The organism is Pseudozobellia sp. WGM2, assembly GCF_017810075.1.
GTDB lineage: Bacteria > Bacteroidota > Bacteroidia > Flavobacteriales > Flavobacteriaceae > JADNYK01.
Genome location: NZ_JADNYK010000001.1, coordinates 27973 through 54655 on the forward strand (window position 1 = coordinate 27973; position 26683 = coordinate 54655).

Here is a 26683-nt window from a genome sequence, read left to right on the forward strand (position 1 = left end):
GATCCTCTAATTTTGGACGCTTATAAATCGAAATACTATAGATTTTTTGGCCATGAAAAAAGTGTATTTAGACAATGCCGCGACCACTCAGGTCAGAGAGAATGTCATAGAAAAAATGCAAGATGCGCTAGCCAAAATGTATGGCAACCCTTCATCGACGCATAGCTTTGGCCGTTCGGCAAAAACGGCTATTGAAAGCGCTAGAAAAACCATAGCAAAATATTTGAACGCCCACCCAGCGGAAATAATCTTTACGTCTGGAGGTACCGAAGCCGATAACATGATTCTTCGCTGCGCCGTACGAGATTTGGGCGTAACTACAATTATTACCACTAAAATTGAACACCATGCGGTTTTACACACAGCCGAAGATTTAGAAAGAGATTACGATGTAAAGCTGAGGTTTGTCGACCTAGATAAATTCGGCAACCCCGATTTGAATCATTTAAAAACTCTTCTAGAGGCTGATGGTTCAAAAAAATTGGTCAGCTTAATGCACATTAATAATGAGATAGGTAACAAAATTGATATTGATGCCGTTTGCACCATGTGTCACGAAAAGGGTGCTTATTTTCATTCTGATACGGTGCAGTCTATAGGTCATTACCCATGGGATGTGAAAGCAACGCCTATTGATTTTATGACCGCTGCTGCACATAAATTTCATGGTCCGAAGGGCATCGGATTTGCTTTCATCAAAAGAAATTCAGGTTTGAAGCCCATGATATCAGGAGGTTCTCAAGAACGTGGATTTCGTGCGGGAACGGAGTCGTTTCATAATATTGTTGGTCTTGAAGAGGCGTTTGTTTCTGCTTATGATAATTTGGAGGAAGAAATGCATTATGTTTCAAGCTTAAAACAGCACTTTATAGAGCAACTTCAAAAGAAAATACCGAATGCGAAATTGAACGGGCATTCTGGGGATATGGATAAGAGTACCTATACGTTGGTCAATGTCTGTTTGCCGATTGAACCACAAAAGGCATTAATGCTTTTATTTCACCTTGATATTAAGGGTATAGCTTGTTCTAAAGGTAGTGCTTGTCAATCGGGTAGCAACATAGCCTCACATGTTCTTACGGAAATTTTAAGCGATGAAGATCTAAAAAAGCCTTCATTGCGATTTTCTTTTTCAAAGTACAATACTAAAGAAGAACTCGATTATACGATTGATGTCTTAAAAAGTTTTGTTGAGGAATAAGTTAAAAGCATTTAGGATTATATATTAAGGGTTAACATTGTTTATCCCTTTTTTCTATCCCTTCTTTTTTCTCGATCGTACGGAAATTTTCTTGCCGCCAACTTCATCATTCGGTCGATGAGATCGTTGGTGTTCTTGCCTGATTTTTTATTGATTTCCTTTTCATATTTCCAAAGGAGTTTTCCGCTTGAGCCATCACTTATTTTAACACCAATTCGACCATAATTTGCACTTCCTGAGAAATAATCCATAAAATTGAACTCCGTAGAGACTCCTTTAGAGAGTAGAACATTTAAGTCTATACTACCGCTGATAATACCATCGACTTCTAAAATTTCGCTAAGTTGTTTTATAGTATAAACATCGATATTCTTAAAAGTAATGTCATTTTGGGCCAAAATGGCATTTGTATTCTTTATGTTTTGAAATTCTACCGAGAACTTTTTCTTTTTCTTTCTCTTAGAAAAATAGGTTTCCAAAGCGTTTTGAACCGCGTAACCCTCCTTTTCTTCCAACAATTTTAGCTCTGATTTAGAGATTTCATCTTTCAAATCAAGATTCGTTAAGAAGGGGATAATAGCCAGCAATTCGTGTTCTTCACTAAGCTCTTCAAACTTGTTGGTCTCGTAAATGTTCTTTTGGGCATTCACTTGCGAAAGCACAAAAAACAAAACTATATAAATGGCCTTTTTCATCAGTATACAAATTAAAAACGCATTCGCAACCTTGCACTCAATACTCGTGAGGTCATAAAGTTCGGAATTGCATATTGTCGTTTACTTTCGACATCTCTTACCCAGGTATTGGTAATCGAATTTTGATTGTTGAATAAATTGAATATTTCTACACCCGCGCTAAGTTCTTTAAAACTATTCAGCCAATGGCTTTTCGAGTGTGTTTTCTTACCTCCCGCAAAAATATGGGAAATTCCTAAATCGGCACGCTTATAATCTCTTAATCTACTTTGATAAATGTAGGGGTCGGCATAACTTGGTGATCCGCTGGGAAGACCAGTATTGTATACAAGATTGAGGTACATTTTAAAATCAGGAAATTCAGGTATATAATCTTGGTATAAAAGCCCTAACTTGACTCGCTGATCTGTAGGTCTCGCGATAAACCCACGATTGTCAATATTCTCTTCCGTTTTCATAAAACCGACACTGACCCAAGATTCGGTTCCAGGCACAAAAGCTCCGTTAAGACGAAAATCGGCCCCGTAAGCATAGGCTTTGGCATTGTTTTGTGCTGCGTAACGCAATCTAATATCGTCAAGGGTGTAGGGGTTTACATTGTTTAGTTTTTTGTGATAGATTTCACTGTTCAGGGTAAAGGGTCTTTGCCACCAAGTGAACGAGTACTCATTAGCTGCCACTACATGAACTGATTTTTGAGCCTTCACTTCTGGATTTACCGTACCGGTTGCATCTCGAAGTTCACGATAAAATGGGGGTTGCTGGTATAACCCGCCCGATAGGCGAAATACCATGTCCTTGTTCCAATCAGGCTTCAGGGAGAGTTGCCCGCGAGGGCTCACGATAGTATATGATTTTTTACGCAAGTTTGCTCCATTGACCCTCCAATGTTGTGCCCTTAGTCCAAAGTTATAATAGAGGTTGTGTGAGTCGATTTGTGTTCTTTGAGAAAACTGAAAAAAGCCGGAAACTCTATCCGTCTTAACGAAGTTTCTTGCGTTTCTATTAGAATAAGCAACTAGTGGAGCTTCAAAAGGCTCGTAAGGTTGGGTATTTTGGTATTGGGGAAGAGGGGGGCGAACAGAATACCCGAGCGAGTCGAGAAATTCAGATTCGCGTAGTTGATCGCGAATATCTTCATGAGTGAATTTTAACCCCCAATCCATAGAAATATTGCCATGATTATGAATACCTTTATGTTCGATGTTAAAAATGAGGGCATCTAAATCGTTTCTTGTTCTTTTGAATTGATTACCGATACCCTGTGCCGATGAACCCAAACTATTTCCACCTATGCCTTCAGATTCCAATGGGCCGAGCTGATATTTTGCGATAACATCTGAATATTCTTCTTCGGTAGTATGATAAAGAGATGCGATGAGTTTAAGAACAGTTTTATCATTGATAGCATAGTTACCCTTGAAGGCGCCTAAGATGGTATTATATTTTGTGGTCTCTTGACCCTCGTAAAGAACTACCAAAGACCGTGGTGCCCTTATGGTTCCGAAATTTGTTAGGCGGCTTATAGGTTCATTTTGGTAATCGTTCACTGAAATATTGGCTAAAAAATTAAGATGAAACTTTTTGGAGAACCTATATGTATTATATGTTTGAAAATCGAAAAAAGTTGGGTCGAAGTTGGTGTTTGTGTCTTGACTGTTAACCAAAAGGCTATTGTTTCTGTAGCGGGCACTAGAAATACTACTGAAGTTTTTGTCTTTAGAAATAGCTTCAAGGGTGGCAGAGGCTCCTAAGAAGCTTAAATCTAAAAGAACGCCGAATGCTGAAGGGTTTTTATAAGAAATATCTAAAACAGAAGCGAGCTTATCGCCGTACTTAGCTTGAAAGCCACCGGAAGAAAATTTTACGGCCTGAACCATATCACTGTTTACAATGCTCAGCCCCTCTTGTTGGGCCGATCGAATAAGAAAGGGCCGATACACCTCAATTTCATTGATGTATACCAAATTTTCGTCAAAGTTACCGCCCCTCACGCTATATTGGGTACTCAATTCGTTGTTTGAAGAAACTCCCGGCAATAGTTTGATAATGTTTTCGACCCCTGCATTCGCTCCAGGAATTCGACGTATCACCTCTGGTGAAACACTGGTAACACCTTCGATTGCTTTTTCACCGGTAGGGCTAACGGTTACCCCTGCAATTTGGGTAACTTCTTGTTTTAAAACCGGATTGAATTCATAGATTTCATTAGTGGTCAACAGTAGATTTTTAAGAATGATATCATGATGGCCAAGGTGCGAAAATGAAATTGTTATAGCCAAGTCGGCCGGTACTTCTAGAATGTAAAATCCATTTTCATCAGTACTTGTGCCAACGACGTCGACCGTAATATTGACCTGTTCAACAGGTAGATTTTGTTCATTGAGTACCACTCCGGTAATAGTTGCATTCTGTGTATGCCCCTTTATTGAAAAAAGTAGGAATACAAGCGAGACAACTATCTTATAACATTTCAAAAGGTCTTATTTTCTGAAAAAAGTGCTGGTAAAGGTATTGGAGTTGCCGACATTGTCGGTAACGGTGAGTTCTAGCTTACATTCTTTCTGGTCGAGAATAATATCATCGAAATTATAGGTAAGCGTATTGTTCTTGGGTTCGTATTCCATAAGGATCCACTCTCCGTTCAGGGTTGCCGAATAAGTATCTATACCGCTCAGGTCGTCAGAAATATGTACACTTAAATACCGGTAGTTATTGAGCCACTTACCTTCTTTAAAATTTCGTGCGCGAATTTTTGGGGCAACACTGTCTTTAGCCAAGGTATAGGTGCCCAAATTACGGGTGCGCGTGGTAAAGGTATTTCCTCTTTTATAGGTCGAGGAGTGATGAGGTTTTAATCGACTATCTAACCGGGCTATAAAAAGCTGCTTTCTTTCTTCTTTACTGAATTTCGACACATCAAAAGTAACCGTGAAATTTCTGTGGGCGGCTATTCGATTGTTATGAATGGTTACGGTATCGTCATCTTTCTTTAAATCAATATAGAAGTTGTCATAAAAAGTGTTTGACGGAAAATAGACTTTTGCTGCCCCAAGATCATAATTGTTCGGCTTTTTGGCGATAACATAATTTTCTGTTTTATCCTCATCTTTTTCAATGATAACAGGCTCTACTTTACCTTCTACGGGTATCACCGCTTTGGTCAAATTACCGGCATAATCTTTTATAAGCAGCTCGACTTTGTAACTTAGCCCTTCGCGAACATCGAGTTTACCATCGTTATACATGGTTTGATAAATGCTAAGCTTATTACCGGGGCCTTTGAACAATTTTTGAACACGCTGTCGGTACCTGCCATATCGATCATAATCTATTAGGGTGTTCAGGTATCTGGTTTCGGAAAAAGAGAATTTTTCAAAATTGTATTCACTATATGCTGTGCCGTTTACCAGTTGCTGTACCGAATAAATGCCATTTCTGTTTGCTGCTAAATCTTGTCGGTCGTAACCAATAAAACCAAAACCGATGGTGCCCGAAGCTTTTACGGTCTCGGCCAAAAATGTACCATCCTCTTGTTTTTTAAAATGGAGTTCTATAGGTTGTTTACTTTGGTTTACGACGGCATCATCGGATAACGGGTAACCAAAAAGTTTTTCTAGGGTCGGATTCGTAGCGTCGCGTACATCAAGCCCATACAGTAAAGGGTTTGTAGGTTTTTCGGAGATGCTGCTCCTAATTTCAAAATGTAGATGGGGACCCGAAGAACCTCCAGAATTTCCGCCATAGGCGATAACATTTCCTTTTTCAACTTTTACCTCCCCATAGTCGGGAAAAACCTCGACCTCGTATGATTTTTTTTCATACTGCACTTTTTTAATGTAAGCTTCGATTTCAGGGGCAAACTTTTGCAAATGACCGTAAACGGAAGTATATCCATTAGGATGGGCTACATATAACGCCTTACCGTACCCCCAATGAGAAATTTTTATTCGGGTAACGCTACCATCGCCAATGGCATAAATAGGCAAACCCTCTCTTTGCTTAGTTTTAATATCGACTCCCGAGTGAAAATGATTTGATCGAAGTTCACCGAATGTTCCGGCGAGTATCACAGGTATATCCATAGGTGAACGAAAAGCATCTTTAGGATATTCCTCTTGCCCAAAACCCGAAAAATAAAATAACAATAAAAGAATTGAAAAAGTTTTGCCCATAGTTTTAAAAACTGTTACGAAATTAGCCAATAGCTTTCAATTGCTGAAAAATGAACTGCATAAAAATAAATTGGCTACTGTCAATGAACGGTAATCAAGGGGTTAAAGTATAGCTTCAAGAATAATTGAAAAAAGTATTGCTAAGAACCGATAGGTATGTTAACTTTGTGTAAAATGCATCGCGTTTGAAATTATGAGTGAATTGGTTAAGGTAGTCGATTCTTTAGAGAACAAAATCAGCAAGTTATTGCATAAGATGGAATTGCTTCATCAGGCCAATACCAAGCTGGAAGACGAACTTAATACCCTAAGAAATGATAAGGAGAAAGTTAATGACTCCGTTTCGTATTGGGAAGAAAAATATAATTCGCTTAAATTGGCAGATACGATGTTTGGCAGTAGTACAGATAAGACAGAAGCTAAGCTTAAGATAAATGCTTTGATAAGGGAGTTGGATCATTGTATAACCCAACTATCCGAATAATAGAAGAAGGAGATAATGTCGGAAAAGCTCAAAATAAAACTTTCAATTGCCGATAGGGTCTATCCCTTGACCATTGATCCAAGCCAAGAAGAAGGTTTGCGAAAGGCGGCCAAGAATATAGAGCAGTTGGCGAAAAAGTTTGAGCAGAGCTATGCGGTTCGAGATAAACAAGATGTACTCGCAATGTGCGCGTTACAATTTGCATCAAAAATAGAACAGCGTGGTATAGACCAAACCGAAAATAATCAAGAAGCGACCGACCGATTGAAGGCTCTGGAACAATTGGTTGCAACGAAGCTTAGTGTAAAGTAGACGTTCTTTAAAATAGCATAAGTTACTGCCCACATTGGTATTATCTTTTGACAAACTCAACGTTAATTTGTTTAAAAAGGGTGAGTTTAGGTTGTAAAAGCAAGCCTTACTAGTATAAGGATCCTTGAGCAATCTGGTAGCCCTAAACCTGTTTTTAGGAGTTTGTACAAAACTTCGCCAATGTGGGTTTTTTTATACTAAATTTTCAATATATGGATATCGCAACATTAATTATAGTAGCAATTATAGGTGCCGCAGTCGGCTTCGGAATTGCTAAATTTATGGAGAAGGGCAAGGCCTCTAAAACCCTTGCAAGTGCTAAGCAAGAAGCCGATGCCATCATTAAAAATGCCAAGGTCGAGGGCGAGAATATCAAGAAAGATAAAATCTTTCAGGCCAAAGAAAAGTTTCTAGAACTTAAGGCCGAGCACGAAAAAGTTATTGTCAATAAAGACAAGAAGATTGGCGAGGCCGAAAAACGTACACGTGACAAAGAATCACAAGTAAGCAGTGAGTTGGCCAAGAACAAAAAGTTGAACAATCAACTCGACGTTAAGATTAAAGAAGTTAACCACAAAGAGTCTATTTTTGAGAAGAAACAGGCAGAGCTTGATAAACTTCATAGAAATCAAGTTCAGCAATTGGAGGTTATTTCAGGGCTTTCTGCCGAAGACGCCAAAGGTCAACTATTGGAATCTTTGAAAGAAACCGCCAAAGCAGACGCGATGGCCTACGTTCAAACTACTTTAGAAGAAGCTAAACTTACCGCTCAGCAAGAGGCCAAAAAGATTGTAATCAACACGATTCAGCGTATCGGTACAGAAGAAGCCGTTGAAAACTGCGTATCTGTCTTTAACCTAGAGTCAGACGATGTAAAAGGTCGAATCATTGGTCGAGAAGGGCGAAACATACGGGCTTTAGAATCTGCAACCGGCGTTGAGATTATTGTAGATGATACTCCAGAGGCTATTATTCTTTCCTGTTTTGATTCTGTTCGCCGAGAGGTGGCCAGACTCTCTCTTCATAAGTTGGTTACCGATGGTAGAATTCACCCGGCCAGAATTGAGGAAATTGTTAAGAAAACCGAAAAACAAATAGAACAAGAAATCGTTGAGGTAGGTAAAAGGGCCGTTATCGATTTAGGCATACATGGTTTACACCCAGAATTAGTTAGAGCAGTTGGTCGTATGAAGTACCGCTCTTCATATGGGCAAAACCTGCTTCAACACTCTAGGGAGGTTGCTAAACTTTGTGGGGTAATGGCAGCCGAATTGGGCTTGAACCCTAAACTGGCGAAACGTGCCGGTTTGCTTCATGATATTGGTAAAGTGCCTAATACCGAGGCAGAGGTGGAAACACCACATGCAATCTTAGGTATGCAGTGGGCAGAGAAGTACGGTGAGAAACCAGATGTATGCAATGCTATCGGAGCTCACCACGATGAAATAGAAATGAAAACATTAATATCGCCGATAGTTCAAGTTTGTGATGCTATCAGTGGCGCAAGACCAGGGGCGAGAAGACAGGTTCTTGACTCTTATATTCAACGACTTAAAGATCTAGAGGATATTGCTTTTGGCTTTGGAGGGGTTCAAAAAGCATATGCCATTCAAGCAGGTAGAGAACTTAGGGTCATCGTAGAGAGTGAGAAGGTGAACGATGAAAAAGCCGCTCAATTGTCATTCGAAATATCTCAGAAAATACAGACTGATATGACCTACCCAGGTCAGGTTAAAGTTACTGTAATTCGTGAAACGCGTTCGGTAAATGTAGCGAAGTAGAGTTTAAGATATTAGCAACAAAAAGAGGCTGCCTAATGCAGCCTCTTTTTGTTGGTGCCAGCTACAACTACCTTAAGTTTTAACACAGTAGAATTTTTCTTGTTTATTTAATTCTTCTTGATTGTGTGGTAAATGATAAGCCTTGTTGACCGACAGTTGAATTCATAACACCTTCGAACAAAGGTTCGGGAGAGTCTTGAGGTATTTGCCATTCGAAAACAAAGTTAGAACCGGTACCACCTGAAATATCGACTTCGTCAATAATTATTTCCGTAGTTTCCATAGGGGCCAAATATATGGCATGGTCAAAATAAGTGCGTATCGATTTCCCGTGGGTATCAAAATATTCAGCCTTGAGAATATATAATGTGTCTTGATCACTTGTATTTCTCATGCTTACCATCGCGGTAAGGTTATGGGTCTTGTGTTCCGATAGACTATAAATCTGTGAGTAAATAGAAAGATAAGACTTACCGTATTCTAAACTATTCTTGGCTTTCAGATTTACTTTTCTTTTCGACCAATTTTCAGGATTGAAAGAACTGATTTCTTTCTCTTGTTCGAAGTCACAGCCAACAAACAGTATCGACGCTACTAACAATAAATAAAGTGTTTTCATAAACGTTCTATAAATTCGTAAAACATCGTTCTAGATGACTAAAAATAGAAGTATTTGAAGTCAATGGCTAGTTTTCTCAAAACTACCAAATTTAGACTTAATAGCTTTTGCTAGTTAAACGATTTTAGTTACAAAATTTTACCCTAAAGATAAAGTCTGGTCAGAGTGCTAATTTCAAGTCTGTCTTTTAGCATTTAACAATTGAGATGCTCATTCTTCAAATCTACAGTTTTATAAAATCTAACTGAAAAATAGGCACTATTAAGCCCTTATCTCTTTTTACGGGTAGCGAACGACTTCTTGTAGAGTGAAAGTGGTTTAAATCAACGCAGCGGTCAAAAAGTACTACAGTGGCGACTTCGGTGAGATTGTCACAAATGTTGATTTGTGGTTGGGTAAATCATTTTATTTATCGGTAGTTTTCACAAAAAAAACTATTTTGGATAATTTTTTTTCCAATGCTAGTTATCGTAATGTTTTATCGTTCAACGCTCAGGCTAGTGGACAAACCTCTGTGACTTTAAGGACACATCTTATTTACATAAGTACTTACTTGGTGAAATTTTATTTCAACTCATGGGGCGCTTTTAAGTTAACACATTGGGTCATTTGAAGTGGTGTGGTATAAATCTCTTTAGCAAGGGTAAAACGAAAATCTACACCAGATTGGTTATCTGCTCTGTTGTTCAGGGTAATTACTCCACCTAATTTTTCTACTAAAGCTTTCACGGTGGCCAAGCCGATACCGGTGTCGGTCACATTGGTTCTTTTAAGCGTTTCAAACATGACAAAAACTTTTTTGTGCATCTGTTCTGTAATACCCGGGCCATTATCTATATAAGAGAATTCATAGTGCTTGTTCTCATCGCTAATGCCAATTTCAATCTCAGGTAGAGATTGATTTGAAAACTTTAAGGTGTTTTTTATCAGTTCACTAAAAATAAAGGATATGCACTCTAAAGAATGGTTTAATTGACCCTCAAAGTTATTTAACTTTAGGTTGAAATGCGTTGTTGAATCTATTTTATCTTCAATCTTATTAATTTCATCAACGATTTGAAAGGTTTTGAACTCAATGGGGTTGTTCAAAATATTCGTATGGGTCATAATTCCATTGATGAGGGCTTCCATATAGCTGACACGGTCATCTATAGTATCTAGCCATTCGGGTATTTCCGTTTCCTTTAAAAGATGGAGATAATCTTCTTTTATAAAACCTACTAACGAGCTGATACCATGAAGTGGCGTTTTCATATCATGAGCCAAGCGGTAAGAAAAATGCTTGAGTTGGTCGTTTTTACGATTAAGCTCTTCATTAACCAATTTTTGAAGCAAAATATGGCGACGTAACTCTAATTGGGCCATAACTTGGTTTGCCAAGGCCTTTAAACATTCCTTTTGTTTTTGCGAAAAGTTTTTTCTGGGTTTTGTATCTATGACGCAAAGGGTACCGATTGAAAACCCCTCTTGAGTGTTTAGAGGAGCACCTGCATAAAATTGAACTAGAGGTCCGCCAGTTACCAATGGATTATCTTTAAACCTATCATCTTTATGTGAGTCTTCAACAATTAGTATATTTTCGGGAGTATTTATGGCATGGGCACAGAATGCCAAATCTCTTGGTGTCTCTGTAGCATCAATACCATAATGAGATTTGAACCATTGCCTATCGGAATCTACAAGTGAAACCAAGGCCATTGGTGTATTGCATATTTCAGCTGCAATTTTGGTAATAGCATCATATTCCTCTTCCACTAGAGTATCTAAAACATTAAAGCTCTTTAAAGCTAATATCCGCTCTCTTTCATTGAGCGGTATTTGTGGTTTGATCATTATCACAATAATTAAAAGACTCACAGTTTAAATGCGGAGGAATTATCATTTAAGCCTGATTGATATCACTGTTAAGTCTAAAAACGTATATAGAGCAGATGTTATTGTAATCTTTCTTTATAATTTGTAAGAAAAATACTTAATAGTTGATGACTATGTTGAGAATTTTAAATTTCGTAACAAACCGGTTTCAAGAAGGTTGATATATCTACCTTTTCTTTAAAAAAATGCTAGAACTACATTATTGGAAGTTTTTAGGGTAAATGTAATTTTTGGTGGTGATTCAAGTTTTATCGAACCCTAATTCAAAAAAAAGTTAAGATAATTAGAAATCAATAATAAGTATTAAAGAGTTAGTATCGAATGTTTTGAATTAAAAGCTTTAAATCTTTGTAACAATGATTTAAACAATATGGTAGCTAGTTGGTTCGATTAACTATTCGTCTATACTATCTCCCTTTTCTTCATTATCCGAAGACTCTGCTTCTCGGTTAATGCTATTTTTCAAGATATTTAGTTTTTTTAATTTGGCTTTCCAAGTGGCAAGTGACTCTTTGTGACCGTTCACTCGTTTAATAACGTCTTGCACCAAAGGATTGTCTTCTGAGGCATTGGAAAAGAACTCAAGGTTGTTCTCTAGTTGTCGAATTTCCCCTTTACTTTCCTCTATTTTTTTTCTGATAAAAGTTCGCTCGTTCTGTATAGCACGTTCGTTGTCGGCATCTGCCAATTGTTGCACCTTATCGCCATATTTTAAAAGTTCGGCATCTTGCTTGCTTACCTTTAGTTTCTTAAAAAGGGCATCTAAAATTTTATTGAACTTTTGGTCAATATTCTTTTTACGAAATGGTACTCTGCCATACGATTTCCATTCGCTAACAAAATCTTTAATAACCTGCAGGTTTGCTTTTCGGTCTTCAGTAAGTTGCATAGCCTTTAATCGCTCAAGGCATGCTTCTTTTTTTACATAGTTATCTTCCTCTTCTTGTTGCCCCTTGTTTTTTGAAGCATGTAAACGGTCGAAGTAGTGGTTGCAGGCATTTTTAAATTCTTTCCAGATTTTATCTGAATATTTTCTGGGAACATGGCCTATTTTTTTCCATTCACTTTGAATGCGTTTCATTTCGGGGGTAGTGCTGTCCCAATCATCGCTGTCTTTTAATGAGATTGCCAAGTTCAAAAGTTCCCTTTTTCTATTGAGATTCTCTTGCTGTTCTTTCTTTAAATTTTTGTAATAGGCATTTTTATTACGGTTGAACGAACGAACTGCTTGCTTGAACTCGGCCCAAGTTTTTTCATTTTTGTTTCGGGGTACCTTACCGGCATTGAAAAAGTTGTTTCGTAACTCCTCAATTTGCTTGATCTGTTGTTGAAGCCCTTTATGGTTGTTCGAAACATTGTTCGCTATGTTTGAAATGGCAGCGATAAATTCTTGCTTCTTCTCCCAATTTTTTTCGTATTCAGCATCTAGTTGCTTATAATGATCCTGCCTTCGTTGGTGCAATACTTTGGTCGCGTTGCTGAAGCGTTCCCAAATTGCCTCACGATGTGCCTGGCCTACGGGACCAATTTCTTCTTTCCAAATTTTGTGTAAAATCTGAAGCTCACGAAAAACTTTGTTCAAATCGGGTTCGGTAGCCAAGGCCTCGGCTTGTTGAGCCAATTTTTCTTTTTCGGCTAGATTATGTTTGAAATCAAGGTCGCGCAACTCTCGATTTAGATGCAGAAAATCATAGAAAATTTCGACATGGTGTTGATATGTTCGCCATACATCGTTGTAGTTCGCTCTTGGAATCGGTCCTGCATTACGCCATTGTTCTTGAAGATTTTTAAAAGTCTTATAGGTGGTGTTCATGTCTTCTTCAACATTTACAAGACCTTTTAACTCTTCAATAATTTCAAGCCTATGGGTCAAATTTGACTTTAAGTCTTTCTCGAGACTCTTGTAATATTGATTTCTCTTTTCACGATAATCGGCATACACCTCATTGAACTGTCTTTTCGTCACCGAATTATATCTGAAATCTACTTCGTTACCTCCACTAGCTACGAAATCTTCTTTCTTTTGTTCGATAAAATCTTGAAATTTGAGATCGAATTCAGACTTTATGCCATCTACATGCTTTTTAATGGCCTGAACTTTTTCATTACGAACCAATTTTTGTAATTCTCCCACTAGGTTTTCCATAGACATCGAATGATAATCTAATAGGGGAATGTTGTGACGGTGTTCATTATCGCTATCTTCAGCGTCTTCTGCATTATTCTCGTCAATTTCGTCAAGTACGTCTTCTTTGCCCTCGATAGTTTCTGCTCCCGATACCTTTTCTTCATTGCTTTTATTGGCATCGTTATCACTTTCAGCTTCAGTGTTAGTGGTTGTTATTGCCACTTCTTCACTCTTGGGCTCGACATTCGCTATCTCATCAGTTGTTTCAGAGGTATCTTCTTTGATTTGGCTCGAAGCTTTTTCAGGGGCCTGAACCTCATTTTCGTTTTCAATGTTTTTTTGAAGTTTTTTATCTTCAGACATGGTTGTTTGTATTTTTTTGAAGCCCAGTATCTTCAAAGTAAGTAGGCTTAATTCTTCTCATTCATCCTCTTAATCTGCAGAATATATATTCCTAAAACTTTAATACTTCAGGCCTATTTTTTATTTGGGGAAATCAACTGCTAGATTTAATGGTAAGATACTAACAACCTTATTAAGAACAAAAGTTCTTGATCTATTTTAAGATTTACAATTCAAGCGATTATTTCAAGTTCAAACTAATTCTGAACCTAGTATGTAGCCTTTGGCATTACGAGACTTCTTGCCAGATTTCCCATGCTCTATCAGCTTGAAGCTCGAGCATTCGATGACCGTTACAAATGCGGGCTCCACGAGATTCTCCTTCTTGCAAGAAGGCTGTTTTACTTGGGTTGTAAATAAGGTCGAAAAGCAAATGCTTTTCTGTAATTGCTTGGTACGGTATATTCGGTTTCTTTTCTACATTCGGGTGTGTACCCAAAGGGGTGCAGTTTATCAGAACAGTATACTCTTCAAACACCTTATCATTCAGGTCGGTGTAGCTCATTTGCTCGTCAGAGGGATTTCTAGAAACAAAAACACTATCGATTTGTAATTCGCTCAGCACAAAGGCTACTGCCTTAGAGGCGCCCCCAGTACCTAAAATAAGGGCTTTTTTATGATAGTCTTGCAAAAATGGTTTTATGGTATTCTCAAAACCGTATGCATCGGTATTAAAGCCTTTAGGTCCGTTTTTGGTGAATTGTATGGTGTTGACTGCCCCAATCTGTTCAGCTTGACTATCAAGGCTGTTCATAAAGGGAATTACTTCTTGCTTGTAGGGTATGGTCACGTTCAACCCCTTTAAACTAGAGGTCTTTCTCAGAACGTCACTGAACTCGTTAATATCTTGAAGATCAAAGTTTTCATACGAATAATTCGCTAGACCTAATTTTTTAAATTTTTCTTTGAAATAGCCCTTGGAAAAAGAATACGCAATATTCTTTCCCACTAAACCATACCGATGCTCTTTATTTGCCATTTTATTTTTTTCTGTTTTTGCCGTACCAATCTAAAGACAATAAAACCACTATGCCGATACCTATGAAGAATACTGCCCACCAAGTTTCTGAAATCGATAAATCAGGAAAATACCTTTCATAGTTAACGATTATCTCTTTGCCATTTGAATCTAACAAGGGGTTTCCAATAGCGTCAGTCTTATAAATTGTTTTTTTCCAAGGCCATACTACGCCTAAAGATCCGGTTATAAAGCCTATGATAACCGCTGTAGTAATATGTTTGTAGTACTTGAGCACATAACTGAGCAAATGTGAAAGGCTTACAAGACCGGTAGCTGAGCCCAAAGTAAATACCGCCAATATTTTCAAAGTGGCTATACGGGTTTTATTTTCTACAAAACTAAAATCGCCGCGAAGCAATTCAGCGAAGGTATCATAAAGTGCATTGACCGAGTCGACTAATAGTAATACATAGTTGCCCAATAATATTAGAATAAAGGAGCCCGATAGACCGGGAAGTGTCATACCCGAAACACTGATTATGCCACATAGAAATATAAAGAAGAGGTTGTCATTTTCTTTAGCGGGACTTAAAAAGCTAATTGATATACCCACAACCAAACCAATTAAGCCAGAAATAATAGTCTTTCGGTTCCAGTGTTCGAAATCTTTTGAGATATAATAAATAGAACCTAAAATCATTCCGAAGAAAGCCGACCAGACGTACAGTTCTTTTTTTTCGAGAAAGAAATCAAGAAGTTTTGAAATGCTGAAATAACTGACCAGCATGCCAAAAATCAATAGCGAAAGAAATGGGCCGTTTATATAACGGTAGAAGCTTTTAAAACGACCACTGATCAAAAGTTTAAAAGCTTTAGCGTTTATTTTTTGAAGCGAATAGATGAATTCTTCGTAGAAACCGGCGACAAAAGCAACAATGCCTCCTGATACCCCGGGTACTTTATTGGCCGCACCCATGCAGAGTCCTTTTATAAAAAGAAAGAACTTATCTAGAAAAGTTCGTGTTTCGTACATTCGGGGCAACTATTTTTTCGCAGCGGTTCGCTCAAGAATAAATATAACCAAAAACCCAACAATGGCAGCAATAATGGCAATTGTAAGCTGATTATCACCTTCAAAAGAGAAGGGAGAGACATTTTCGTCGATAACTATAATCTTTTCACCAATGGTCTTGGTTTCTAAAATACGTTTCCATGGCCAGATTTTATTTAAAGAACCTATGATAAAACCAGTGAGTAAAGCCAATGTAACGTTTTTATAGTTGTTGAACATCCATTTCAACAAACGTGCGAAACTTAAAAGCCCAAATACAGCGCCGAAACCAACCACTGCAATAACTTTTAGGTCAACATTGTGAAGTGCATCGATAATCGTTTTGTAAGACCCCAAGAGTACTAAGATAAAAGCACCCGAAATACCTGGTAGTATCATCGCACAGACAGCTAAGGCCCCAGACAAGAATAAAAATGGAAGACTATCCACACTGGCGGATGGTGGCAGCGTGGTAATATAGAAAGCCGTGGCAGCCCCAAGAATCAAAGCGATAATTGTCGGGGCATTCCATTTTTTTACTTCTTTGCCAACTAAAAGAATGCTTGCAATCACCAAACCGAAGAAAAAAGACCAAATTAAAATCGGCTTGTTTTCAAGTAACCAACTCACCAACTTGGCCAAAGAAAGTACACTAATGGCAATACCAAGAAAAAGTGCCAATAAGAAATTACCATTGAGTTGTGACCAAGCTTCTTTAATTCCTTTTTCTTTTAATGTCTTGAAAAGGGAAATATCTATGTTGTTGATAGAAGTGATTAACTCTTCGTAAATACCGGAAATAAATGCAATTGTACCTCCGGAAACCCCAGGTACTACATCGGCGGCACCCATGGCCATGCCTTTAAGCGTTACAAAAATATACTGGGTTAGGTTTCTGTTTTCCATTGATTGTCATTTTCAACAGAAACAAAAATAAGTTTTTATAGTGGTAAGTGGAGAAAAAAAGGCCAAACCTTAACGGCTTGGCCCTGTAGGGGAATATTTAGATTTTTAAATGACCGGTAATTGGTCAATCGGCTTACTTCACCGTGTTTTTCCCGTTGATTTTTTTATGTTCGCAACAATGTTACTGACCCAATCAGTTGCTGCATACTGCGGAAATTCATCCTTAAAAATAGATAGTTTGTGAAAATCTAATTTTAGGGCATCGATAAGACTTATTCTTGCATTGATGGGGTCGTTCATCTCAAGGTAGAAACCTGCCGTCTTATACCTGATCTCGGCATTTTCCGGATAAAACTCTTGGCCCTGTTTTAGAACTTGAATAGCGCTGGGTATGTCATCATTTTTTAAAACGACATCGGCCCAATCTAGCCAAGTACCCAATTCGTAATTTCCTAAATCAACAGCTTGTTTATACGAAAAGTCGGCTTGGTCATGACGGTTTAAAGCGGCATTGATCATGGCACACTTTTTCCAATACTGAGGGTTTTCACCATCTATGTTTAAAGCCTTGTTTACATAGAACAACGCCTTCTTAAAATTCTTTCGTTTAAAATAAAAATCGGTAATAGCTAACCAGCCTTTGTCCAATAGAGGGTCTTCATGAACGGTATGATAATAATAATACTTGGCCATTTCGTCATTTTCGAGACGTTCATGACATTTACCGATTCTAAGATAGGCATGTGATGTGGGATCCTCCATTTGAATGGTGGTCTCATAATTTTCTATCGCTTCGTTAAACCTACCCAATTTTTCGAGCACCTTGCCCTTTTCGAAGTATGCACCGATAAAGGTATCGTCTGATATAATCGCAAAATCGAAGGCGGAAAGAGCTTCTGCCAACATATCTTTAGCGATATATTGCTTGCCTAATTGGTGCCAAGCCACTTCGCAATAAGGGTTGCGCTCTAAGTAATCGTTAAGATAAATAATTGCACCCTCGTAGTCTTCTAAAAATTCAAAACAATAAATCACGTTATAAAGCGATGAATAATCTTGCTCATCAAAAGAGACACAGCGCATAAAACTTTCCTTGGCCAATTTAAAATCATCCATGAAAAGATATTCCATACCAAGTAGGGAATAGATGTCAAAGCTGTTTTCGGCCAAATCTAGGGCTTTATTTAACAAGGCAACCGCAGCTTCATGGTTGTCTTTTTTAGAGTAAATGTTCGCTCTTTGTATAAAGATTTCTTCATTATTACTGTCCAATACCTGAAGTTCATCTAAGTATTGTTCGGCAAGGTCAAGATGGTTTTCAAAAACAAGAACTTCTACGTCAAGTAGCTTCAGTTCTACAGAAGCGGGGTGCTGTTGCAAACCGATACCGATCGCTTTTTTAGCCAAAGTGATTTTGCCATTATTGAGGTAGTGATGAATGATGTCCTCAAAATCTTCCGCATCGAAAAAATAGATATCGTCAGTCTTGAGCATCGATTCAAACTTAGCGATGGGACGGTCGGGCTTTTCGTTAGATTCTAACGCCATAAGAACGTTTTGGTTAAACTATGGAATTAAAATTAGCCTTTTGAAAGGCTCTTTTTTTCCGTCAGCGTCTATATTATTAACAAATTAGTTAACAAGATATTGCTCATACTCCTTTAAAACTTCAAGGATCATGCCACATCCTTTCTTAATCTCGCTTTCAGAAATCGTTAGCGGTGGGGAGATGCGCAAGGCGCGAGGTTCGAACAATAACCAGAATAGAATCAAACCCTTATTGGCACATGTCAAGATTACATGGTCAGCTATCTCAGGTTTCTCGAATATGAGGGCCAACATTAGACCTTTACCTCTAATTTCTTTAATTAGCGGATGTTTCAGCTCATTTCTAAATAGCTTTTCTTTATATAAAGAATCATCTATTAGGTTGGTTTCGGTAATATATTTTAGGGTTGCCAAACTTGCGGCGGCAATTACCGGATTACCACCAAAAGTGGTAATGTGACCCATTTTAGGGCCGTGCTGTAAATAGGTCATTAGTTTATGGGAAGCGACGAAAGCACCAACAGGAAGACCGGAGGCCATACCCTTGCCGATTACCAGAATATCGGGAGAGATGCCATAATTCTCGAACGCGAATAATTTTCCGGTTCGGCCAAAACCCGGTTGAATTTCGTCTAAAATTAAGAGAGCTCCCGTTTCATTACATCGAGTTCTTACTTTTTTAAGATAATCGTTCTGCGGCAGAATAAAGCCGGCTCCGCCTTGAATGGTCTCGAGTATGACAGCTGCCGTTTTGTCGGTAATTTTGTTAAGCTCCTCCTCTTGATTAAAAGTAATAAAGGATACATCGGGAATAAGCGGTCGGAAAGCACTTTTTCGCTCTTCAACACCTAAAACGCTCAAGCTGCCCATCGTATTGCCGTGATAAGCTGTCTTGGCAGCAATTAATTGACTTCGGCCAGTGGCCCTTCTTGCTAGTTTCAGTGCGCCTTCAACGGCCTCTGTACCCGAGTTGACCAAATAAGTGGTTTGAAGATTTTCGGGTAAAAATGATGTCAATAATTTAGAATATTCTACCGCAGGTGCTTGGGCATACTCCCCATAAACCATGACATGCATATAGGTTTCAGTTTGCTCTTGAATCGCCTTAACGACCTTAGGGTGACAATGACCTAAACTACAGGCAGAAACTCCTGCAACGAAATCTAGGTGCGCTTTCCCTTCGGTATCATAAATATAACTTCCTTTTGCTCGAGAAACTTCCATCGCTAAGGGATGGGTAGAGGTTTGGGCCTGATATTTAAAGAAATCTTTCTTCATGACCACGTAATTATTTAATATCTAGTTTACTGAAACTGATTGGGATCAGAGGTTACCTTTATCTGCTTCGGTCGGTCGATAGGTTTTAGTTGGGGCGTTTTGTTCTCCGGAGGGGGTATGCCATTCACAGGGTCACCGGAATTTTGACTTCGCTCGGCTTCCTCCGCATCTATATCGATGGGATTGTCTATACCTCTTATTACTACCAACTCAACGTTGTTGTCATCTTCATCAAAAATACCCTCCATAGTTTTTATGCGTTCATCACCACGCCAAACAAATCCTTTTAACTTCCTACTATCTAGCGGAAGTTCTCTTTCCGGAAAAATATCACCGTCAGGATCGGTTGTAAACGTAAGGTCTTCCACATCGTTATTGGCCATGGTGATGCGAATCTTGCTACAAATGGTCTTGTCAATGCCAATCAGTTCATCATCATCATTGTACATGTAATAAATGACTTCGGTATTCTTGATCAAGTCAATGACTTTGAGTTCATTGTCTACAAATTTACCGAAGAGGTCCTTGCCTTTCGCTTGATTGTAACCAGTTTTACTTATACTGTCCAGCGATACGATAAAGGCATTGTTGATGACCTTTAGCGAGTCCATTTTCTCTGTTTTTAAATTTGAGATGAGGTGGATGCTATCACCTGTCATTTGATTTTCACCGTTCCAAATCACAGGGTTTTTAATGAGTTGTGTAACTCCTGTTTTTTCTGAAAAGTGAAGGGAGTCACATTTTCCGCTTAAATCCGTTTTATAAAACTTGGCATTTCTAAATGCCCTTGATATTCGATTCTTCGGTTTACCGGTCACCATTAGGGTGTCGCCATGCATGTAGAGTGAATCTTGTTCGACCAGACTTATGGATACTGCCCGTTTGGTAGCAAATACAGAATCTTTGGCCTTGAAAACTTCGGCATAATGTGCCCGTATTACCCCATTGTTCACCGTATCGGTAACCACTATATTATTAGTTGCGGAAGCAAATTCTCGAGCCTTGTCAAAATAAACACTATCCCCTTCAATTATTCTATTGTTATAATCGATTCTGGTGTTCTTGATGCCATAACCACTTTCTACCTTGGTGTCGTAAAACCCACGTTCACAGTAAATTTTATAGGCTTCTCCAGTAATGGTAGAAGGCCCGTACATATAAGCGTTCTTTGAAGTGGTGTAATAGTCAAGTTGCTCTGAATCAAGGGTGTATTCAGGGTTTTCAATATGAACACTATCTAAAAATTGATATTTGTTCACCTCCATAAAGTAGCGACCAATTTCACTTGTCAAGGTGTTTGTAGAATCAACAACGGTGCCTGAGCTATTGTAATAAGATTCTTGACTTTCACGGTCAAAATAGAGGGTATCTGTACGTAAGGTAACAGGCCCGCTTTGCTGTTCGGCCTCTAAGAGCACATTTTCAAAGGCTTTCGCCAATTTGGTTTCCCCGTCATAATTTATTTTTCCACTAGTGAGTTCTATGGAGTCCCCTTGCTGCAGGCGAACATTGCCTAGCGCTCTCAATCGATTCTCTTTTTGATAGTAAATTGCAATATCGCACCAAAGGTCGGCTCCTTGATGTTCAAACTGAACTTGCCTGTTGTCTTTGCTGAAAATAGAGGCCCCGGGAAATTGAGCTTCATTTTTGGTGAAATTAGCACCGTAAACAATATTGATCTGTTTACTCTGTATGCTATCGTTGACATCAGATTGCTCATCTTGGGCAACGCCTACTAGAAAGTAGCCTAGGCAAAATAGAACACTGAGAAGTTGTTTCAAGTCCTTCAAATTTTCATCAAAAATAGTTTTTTTCCTTTGGCAAATGCAGGGTTTAGCATAGATTTAGGAAGGAGGTATATATCATCGACATAGCTAGTCTATGATATATACATCAGCGAAAAGCAACTCTCATGGGAACCTATCTATGTATCGTCTGCGTGCGATCTGGCCCGACAGAAACTATCTTGATAGGTACTTCAAGTTCTTTCTCTAAAAAGTCGATATAATCCTGTAAAGCAGAAGGAAATTCTTCTGGCTTACTCATCTTGGTCAAATCTTCTTTCCAGCCCTTCATCTCACTATAAATCGGCGTTACATTCTCTGCCTCAATATTGTATGGTAGATGGGTTATTTTTTGCCCTTTATAATTGTATGCAGTACAAATTTTTAAGGTTTCGAAGCCACTGAGTACATCGGCCTTCATCATCATAAGTTCGGTAACACCATTTACTTGTACAGCATATTTTAACGCGATAAGGTCTAACCAACCACAGCGTCTAGGTCTACCTGTTGTAGCCCCAAATTCGTTGCCAACACGGCCCATAGTTTCGCCGTCGTCATCAAAAAGCTCGGTCGGGAACGGACCGGAACCAACACGGGTGGTATAGGCTTTAAAAATACCCAATACTTCGCCAATCTGGTTCGGGGCAACCCCTAAACCTGTGCATGCGCCAGCAGCTGTCGTATTACTTGAGGTTACGAATGGGTAGGTGCCGAAATCAATATCGAGAAGTGAACCTTGAGCACCTTCGGCCAAGATTTTTTTACCTGATTTTTGGGCCTGATATAAGTATTCTTCACTATCGATGAAGTCAAGGTTTTTTAATTCTTCTACTGAAGCAAAAAACTCGTTTTCCAGTTCGGCCAAATCGTATTCAATATCGACATTGTAATAATCGATCATTGCCTCATGCTTGTCTGCCAATGCGCGGTATTTTTCCTTCCAATCATCAAGTTCTAAATCACCGATTCGCATACCGTTTCGACCCGTCTTATCCATATAAGTAGGTCCGATACCTTTAAGTGTTGAGCCTATTTTGGCCTTGCCCTTTGCGGTTTCAGATGCGGCATCAAGTAAACGGTGGGTCGGTAATATAAGGTGTGCCTTTCTTGAAATGACCAGCTTCGATTTAATGTCAAGGTTGAATTGCTTTAAAGCATCCAATTCTTTTCTGAATATCACGGGATCTATAACCACTCCGTTACCGACCACATTCATGGCATTTTTATGAAAAATTCCTGAGGGAATGGTATGGAGAACATGCTTTATACCATCGAACTCTAAAGTGTGACCTGCATTTGGCCCACCTTGAAAGCGTGCGATGATATCATAGTTTTTGGTTAGTACGTCTACAATTTTGCCTTTTCCTTCGTCTCCCCATTGTAGTCCTAACAATAAATCTACTGCCATTTAAAAAATTCGCTTAGCTGTTTGTGTTTTCTTTTTTGTTTCGTGTGCCATAGAAATAAAGAGAATGGGTGTTGATATGAATATCAAAAACCTCTTCTATGGTCTTCTTGATAGATTGAATGCGAGGATCGCAAAACTCAACCACTTCTCCGGTATCGGTCAATATAACGTGGTCATGCTGACGGTCGAAATATGATTTTTCGTATTGCGCTTGACTTTTGCCGAATTGGTGCTTGCGAACCAATTTACATTCTAATAGAAGTTCAATGGTGTTGTAGAGGGTGGCCCTACTTACCCTATAATTCTTGTTCTTCATGTTGATGTAGAGCGATTCGATATCGAAATGCTCTTCACTATCATAAATTTCTTGGAGTATAGCGTAACGTTCGGGAGTTTTTCTATGTCCGTTGTCCTCTAAAAAGGTCGTAAAGACATTTTTTACTATTTCCTGGTTTTTATTTTCAGCCATAACAAGATTACGTACTTCAATTTGCAAATGTACAGTTATATTTTAATACCCAGTCTACATTCGGGTTACTTTATCGATTCCGTGAATTTGCTTCAGGTTTTCGATAAGGGTTTTGAGTATACCATTATTCTTTACCACTACGGTTATGCGACCCGTGAAAGTACCTCCATCCGTACTAAAGTTAAGGTTTCGCATATTAACATGCATGTCGTCAGAAATAACCTCGGTAATTTCGTTGACTAAACCGAGATTGTCTATGCCTGTAAGTTTTATTTCAGAGCGGAATTCTTGTTGGGTCGAATCGATCCATTTAGCCATGATGATACGATAGGCGTAATTCGATTGTAATTGAATTGCATTTGGGCAGTTCTTTTTATGAACTTTAATGCCTTCATTAACGGTTACAAAACCAAAAACATCGTCGCCCGGTATAGGGCTACAACATTTAGAAAGGGTATATTCCAGTTTCTCTTCTTCTTTACCGAAAACCAGCACATCGAATTTCGAGGTGATTTCTGGCTTGTCAATATCTTCAGGAATTGGATTTCGACGTATTTTATTCTTAAAAAAACTTATAAAGGCATTACTATAAGATGATACGAAATCTTTGATCATCTGATTGTCTATGGCGCCAATGCCTACTCGGTAAAAGAGGTCTAGACTTGTCTTAAGTTTAAAAAAAATTACCATTTTATTGATCACATCTTCGCTCAAGGTTACCTTTTGGGACTTCAGTTTACGACGTAGAATTTCTTTTCCTTCATCGGAAACCGATTTTTTCTCTTCTCGTAATGACGATTTTATTTTTGCACGCGCCCGAGCAGTTGTCGCATAGTCAAGCCAATTTTGATTAGGTTGGGCTTGGTCTGATGTAATTATTTCTACCTGATCACCGCTATGTAAGGTGGTATTTAGGGGTACAAGTTTTCCATTTACCTTTGCCCCGCGCGTTCTCATACCAATTTGTGTATGAATGTGAAAGGCGAAATCAAGAGGGGTAGAACCTTTGGGCAGCGATTTTAGTTCTCCCTTAGGCGTGAACACAAATATTTCTTTGGAGTAGAGGTTTAGCTTAAATTCTTCTACAAAGTCGATGGCATTGGAATTGGCATTTTCCAGCGCCTCTTGCAGACGATTGAGCCAAACTTCGATACCTTGCTCTTTTTGTTGGCCGTGTTTGTACTTAAAATGCGCAGCATAGCCCTTTTCAGCGATTTCATGCATTCGTTCACTGCGAATTTGAACCTCTACCCATCTGCCTTTGGGTCCCATAACGGTAATATGAAGAGCTTCGTAACCTGTGGATTTTGGGGAGGATATCCAATCTCGAAGCCGAACGGGGTTAGGTGTAAAATGATCGGTTACTATAGAATATATTTTCCAGGCCAAAAATTTTTCATTCTGCCGGTCAGATTTGTATATAATTCGAATCGCAAACTTGTCATAAATTTCGTCGAAAACCACATTTTGGGCCTTCATTTTCCTCCTGATGGAGAAGATTGATTTCATTCGACCCTTGATAGTGTAATTTAATCCTTCTTCTTTTAGCGAATTATCTATAACTCCGGAAAATGCATCTATATAGGCCTGTTGTTCCTCTTTCGATTCCTCAATTTTGCCTTTGATATCTCGGTACACATCTGGTTCTGTGTACTTCAAACTTAAGTCTTCTAAATCGGTCTTGATGTTGTACAACCCGATTCGATGAGCTAAAGGAGCATAAATGTAGAGGGTTTCCGATGCCATCTGCACTTGTTTGTGCTCCGGCATGGCATCCATAGTGAGCATATTATGATAACGATCAGCAATCTTTATTAAAATTACCCGAACGTCATCGTGTAAGGTGAGCAGCATTTTTCGAAAGTTCTCCGCTTGCTGCGAAGTGCTCATGTCTTTTTTAAGATGCGCTATTTTTGTAAGTCCATCAACGATTCTGGCAACGGTTTCCCCGAACATACGTTCCATATCATCAAGGGTGTACTCCGTATCTTCGACCACATCATGTAATAGGGCAGAAGCTATTGAAATTGCGTCTAGGCCAATTTCAGATGCCACGATTTTAGCTACAGCTATAGGGTGAAATATATAGGCTTCCCCCGATTTTCTTCGCTGAGTTTTATGTGCATCTACAGCAACCTCGAAAGCAGAGCGAATCAAAGTTTTATCATCGTCAGATAAGTTTTGATAACTCAACCGAAGCAGCTCTTTGTATTGCTTGGCAATCTCTTTGTTTTCTTGTTCTATAGCGGCCTGCGTCATATTAAAATAAAAATAGGACAATCTTTATTGGTAAACAACAAAAATTGTACCTGCCTCAATATTGCATACTTGGTACGGCTGTAAGTTCAGAGTAAAAGTAACCGAGAAAAACAGAAATCGCTATTTTCTCAAATTGGCGATGCGCTTGCTTAAGGGAGGATGAGAGTAATGCATAAAAACATAGGCCGGGTGTGGAGTAAGATTACTTAAACTATTTTTCGAAAGTTTTTTTAAGGACGAAATGAGCGGAAGTGCCGCATAATTGTCTTTTGCATAATCGTCTGCCTGATACTCGAATTTTCTTGAAAGATGGTTCATGGCCAAGCCGGTAATTTCAGAAATAGGGCTATACAAAATACCAAAACCGATTAGAGCGGCATGAAAGCTCGGCGTAGAAACACCTATGGCGTATGACACTTCGGGGTTATTCACGAACAGCGATAGAATAAAAAGTGTTATGCCCGTAAGAATTAACGAGGCGATCAGATTGAAAACAATGTGATTTTTTTTATAGTGTCCGACCTCATGTGCCAATACGGCAACAATTTCTTCTTCATCGAGGTCGTTTATTAGTGTGTCATAGAGGGTCACTCTTTTTTCTTTACCGAAACCTGAGAAATAGGCATTGGCCTTGGTCGATCTTTTAGATCCGTCTATGACAAAAATGTTCTGAAGTTCAAAACCTACTTGCTGAGCGAAGTTTTCAATTTTAGTTTTTAAGCTTCCCAGCTCCAACGGAGTCTGTTTATTGAATAAAGGAACAATGAGCTTGCTATAAAACAGGTTCATGAAAATCGTAAATAGAGCTACCAGTGCCCAAGCGTAAATCCAAAAATTGCTTCCTGCCCATTCGAAAAACCAAATAATCAGGGCAAGAATGGCACCGCCCACTACTACCATCATCAGCCATCCTTTTAATTTGTCTAATAGGAATATTTTTTTTGTGGTTTTGTTGAACCCGAATTTCTCTTCGATGACGAACGTAGAATAGTAAGAGAAAGGCATAGTAATCAAATCATTTCCTATCATTATTATGCCAAAGAAAACTAGGGCTATTAAGATAGGGCTATGAGTTATGCTTCGCGCTATACCATCTATCCACTCAAAGCCTCCGAAGAAGAGAAAAATCAAAGTGAGCAGAAGTGAAAAGGTAGAAGTAATCAAACCAAATCGATAGGTAGTCTTTTTGTACGATTGCGATTTCTGATATTCTGTCTTATCAAAAACATCGTTCAGTTCATTCGGTATTGGGTCGTTATAGTGTCTTGCATTCAGGTAGTCAAGTACTGTTTCAAGTACAAATTGCATGATTAAAATTGCGACTATGATGTAGAAAAGCGTATTCAC

General features: G+C 38.7%; 20 protein-coding genes and 1 other RNA gene. 5 read left to right on the forward strand and 16 right to left on the reverse strand.

The window, feature by feature from the left end; all coding sequences use genetic code 11:
* The first annotated feature begins 52 nt into the window (after nucleotides 1-52).
* Nucleotides 53-1201: a cysteine desulfurase family protein gene (locus IV512_RS00125; protein WP_209399520.1), complete on the forward strand. Its 1149-nt coding sequence runs from the start codon at nucleotides 53-55 to the stop codon at nucleotides 1199-1201.
* A 41-nt stretch (nucleotides 1202-1242) separates the two neighbouring features.
* On the opposite strand, the gene IV512_RS00130 is transcribed toward IV512_RS00125, so the two are convergent.
* From IV512_RS00130 to IV512_RS00140, 3 genes are read right to left on the reverse strand one after another with little or no spacing between them, the layout of a single operon-like run.
* The gene (locus tag IV512_RS00130; protein WP_209399522.1) at nucleotides 1243-1896 is read right to left on the reverse strand and encodes a hypothetical protein; all 654 of its coding nucleotides are present in this window, start codon (nucleotides 1894-1896) and stop codon (nucleotides 1243-1245) included.
* Nucleotides 1897-1907: 11 nt separating this feature from the next.
* On the reverse strand, nucleotides 1908-4373 hold the full coding sequence (locus IV512_RS00135; protein ID WP_209399524.1) for a TonB-dependent receptor plug domain-containing protein: 2466 nt from the start codon (nucleotides 4371-4373) through the stop codon (nucleotides 1908-1910).
* Between the two features lie 6 nt (nucleotides 4374-4379).
* Nucleotides 4380-6071 (reverse strand): M23 family metallopeptidase, encoded by a 1692-nt coding sequence (locus IV512_RS00140; RefSeq protein ID WP_209399526.1) that lies wholly within the window; start codon nucleotides 6069-6071, stop codon nucleotides 4380-4382.
* A gap of 193 nt (nucleotides 6072-6264) precedes the next feature.
* Here IV512_RS00140 and IV512_RS00145 point away from each other — a divergent pair, with 193 nt between their 5' ends.
* The 4 genes from IV512_RS00145 to rny all read left to right on the forward strand — a co-directional run bounded on the left by IV512_RS00145 (nucleotide 6265) and on the right by rny (nucleotide 8648).
* Nucleotides 6265-6555, forward strand: coding sequence for a hypothetical protein (locus IV512_RS00145; RefSeq protein WP_209399527.1), 291 nt, complete (start codon nucleotides 6265-6267; stop codon nucleotides 6553-6555).
* A gap of 15 nt (nucleotides 6556-6570) precedes the next feature.
* Nucleotides 6571-6867 carry a cell division protein ZapA gene (locus IV512_RS00150; protein WP_209399528.1) on the forward strand — a complete coding sequence of 99 codons (297 nt, stop codon included), beginning with the start codon at nucleotides 6571-6573 and terminating at the stop codon, nucleotides 6865-6867.
* A gap of 54 nt (nucleotides 6868-6921) precedes the next feature.
* Nucleotides 6922-7031: non-coding RNA, 6S RNA (ssrS, locus tag IV512_RS00155), on the forward strand.
* Nucleotides 7032-7079: 48 nt separating this feature from the next.
* Nucleotides 7080-8648 (forward strand): ribonuclease Y, encoded by a 1569-nt coding sequence (gene rny / locus IV512_RS00160; RefSeq protein WP_209399529.1) that lies wholly within the window; start codon nucleotides 7080-7082, stop codon nucleotides 8646-8648.
* A gap of 103 nt (nucleotides 8649-8751) precedes the next feature.
* Here the strand turns inward: rny and IV512_RS00165 are convergent, their stop codons facing one another.
* The 13 genes from IV512_RS00165 to IV512_RS00225 form a co-directional block, all read right to left on the reverse strand.
* Nucleotides 8752-9267, reverse strand: coding sequence for a DUF3124 domain-containing protein (locus IV512_RS00165; RefSeq protein ID WP_209399530.1), 516 nt, complete (start codon nucleotides 9265-9267; stop codon nucleotides 8752-8754).
* A 564-nt stretch (nucleotides 9268-9831) separates the two neighbouring features.
* Nucleotides 9832-11100: an ATP-binding protein gene (locus tag IV512_RS00170; protein ID WP_209399531.1), complete on the reverse strand. Its 1269-nt coding sequence runs from the start codon at nucleotides 11098-11100 to the stop codon at nucleotides 9832-9834.
* A 436-nt stretch (nucleotides 11101-11536) separates the two neighbouring features.
* Nucleotides 11537-13633: a DUF349 domain-containing protein gene (locus IV512_RS00175; protein ID WP_209399533.1), complete on the reverse strand. Its 2097-nt coding sequence runs from the start codon at nucleotides 13631-13633 to the stop codon at nucleotides 11537-11539.
* 268 nt (nucleotides 13634-13901) lie between these two features.
* Nucleotides 13902-14651 carry a shikimate dehydrogenase gene (locus tag IV512_RS00180; RefSeq protein ID WP_209399535.1) on the reverse strand — a complete coding sequence of 250 codons (750 nt, stop codon included), beginning with the start codon at nucleotides 14649-14651 and terminating at the stop codon, nucleotides 13902-13904.
* Between the two features lies 1 nt (nucleotide 14652).
* Nucleotides 14653-15666, reverse strand: a complete 1014-nt coding sequence (locus tag IV512_RS00185; protein WP_209399536.1) for a DUF368 domain-containing protein — start codon at nucleotides 15664-15666, stop codon at nucleotides 14653-14655.
* A 9-nt stretch (nucleotides 15667-15675) separates the two neighbouring features.
* Nucleotides 15676-16590, reverse strand: a complete 915-nt coding sequence (locus IV512_RS00190; protein ID WP_209399537.1) for a DUF368 domain-containing protein — start codon at nucleotides 16588-16590, stop codon at nucleotides 15676-15678.
* Nucleotides 16591-16728: 138 nt separating this feature from the next.
* Nucleotides 16729-18138 (reverse strand): tetratricopeptide repeat protein, encoded by a 1410-nt coding sequence (locus IV512_RS00195; RefSeq protein ID WP_209399539.1) that lies wholly within the window; start codon nucleotides 18136-18138, stop codon nucleotides 16729-16731.
* Nucleotides 18139-18222: 84 nt separating this feature from the next.
* Nucleotides 18223-19416 (reverse strand): aspartate aminotransferase family protein, encoded by a 1194-nt coding sequence (locus tag IV512_RS00200; RefSeq protein WP_209399540.1) that lies wholly within the window; start codon nucleotides 19414-19416, stop codon nucleotides 18223-18225.
* Nucleotides 19417-19442: 26 nt separating this feature from the next.
* Nucleotides 19443-21197: an OstA-like protein gene (locus IV512_RS00205; RefSeq protein ID WP_209399542.1), complete on the reverse strand. Its 1755-nt coding sequence runs from the start codon at nucleotides 21195-21197 to the stop codon at nucleotides 19443-19445.
* 139 nt (nucleotides 21198-21336) lie between these two features.
* Nucleotides 21337-22608: an adenylosuccinate synthase gene (locus IV512_RS00210; protein ID WP_209399544.1), complete on the reverse strand. Its 1272-nt coding sequence runs from the start codon at nucleotides 22606-22608 to the stop codon at nucleotides 21337-21339.
* Nucleotides 22609-22621: 13 nt separating this feature from the next.
* Nucleotides 22622-23077, reverse strand: a complete 456-nt coding sequence (locus IV512_RS00215; RefSeq protein ID WP_100869063.1) for a Fur family transcriptional regulator — start codon at nucleotides 23075-23077, stop codon at nucleotides 22622-22624.
* Nucleotides 23078-23131: 54 nt separating this feature from the next.
* Nucleotides 23132-25336 carry a bifunctional (p)ppGpp synthetase/guanosine-3',5'-bis(diphosphate) 3'-pyrophosphohydrolase gene (locus tag IV512_RS00220; RefSeq protein WP_209399546.1) on the reverse strand — a complete coding sequence of 735 codons (2205 nt, stop codon included), beginning with the start codon at nucleotides 25334-25336 and terminating at the stop codon, nucleotides 23132-23134.
* A gap of 120 nt (nucleotides 25337-25456) precedes the next feature.
* The gene (locus tag IV512_RS00225; RefSeq protein ID WP_209400663.1) at nucleotides 25457-26644 is read right to left on the reverse strand and encodes a M48 family metallopeptidase; all 1188 of its coding nucleotides are present in this window, start codon (nucleotides 26642-26644) and stop codon (nucleotides 25457-25459) included.
* Nucleotides 26645-26683: the final 39 nt, after the last annotated feature.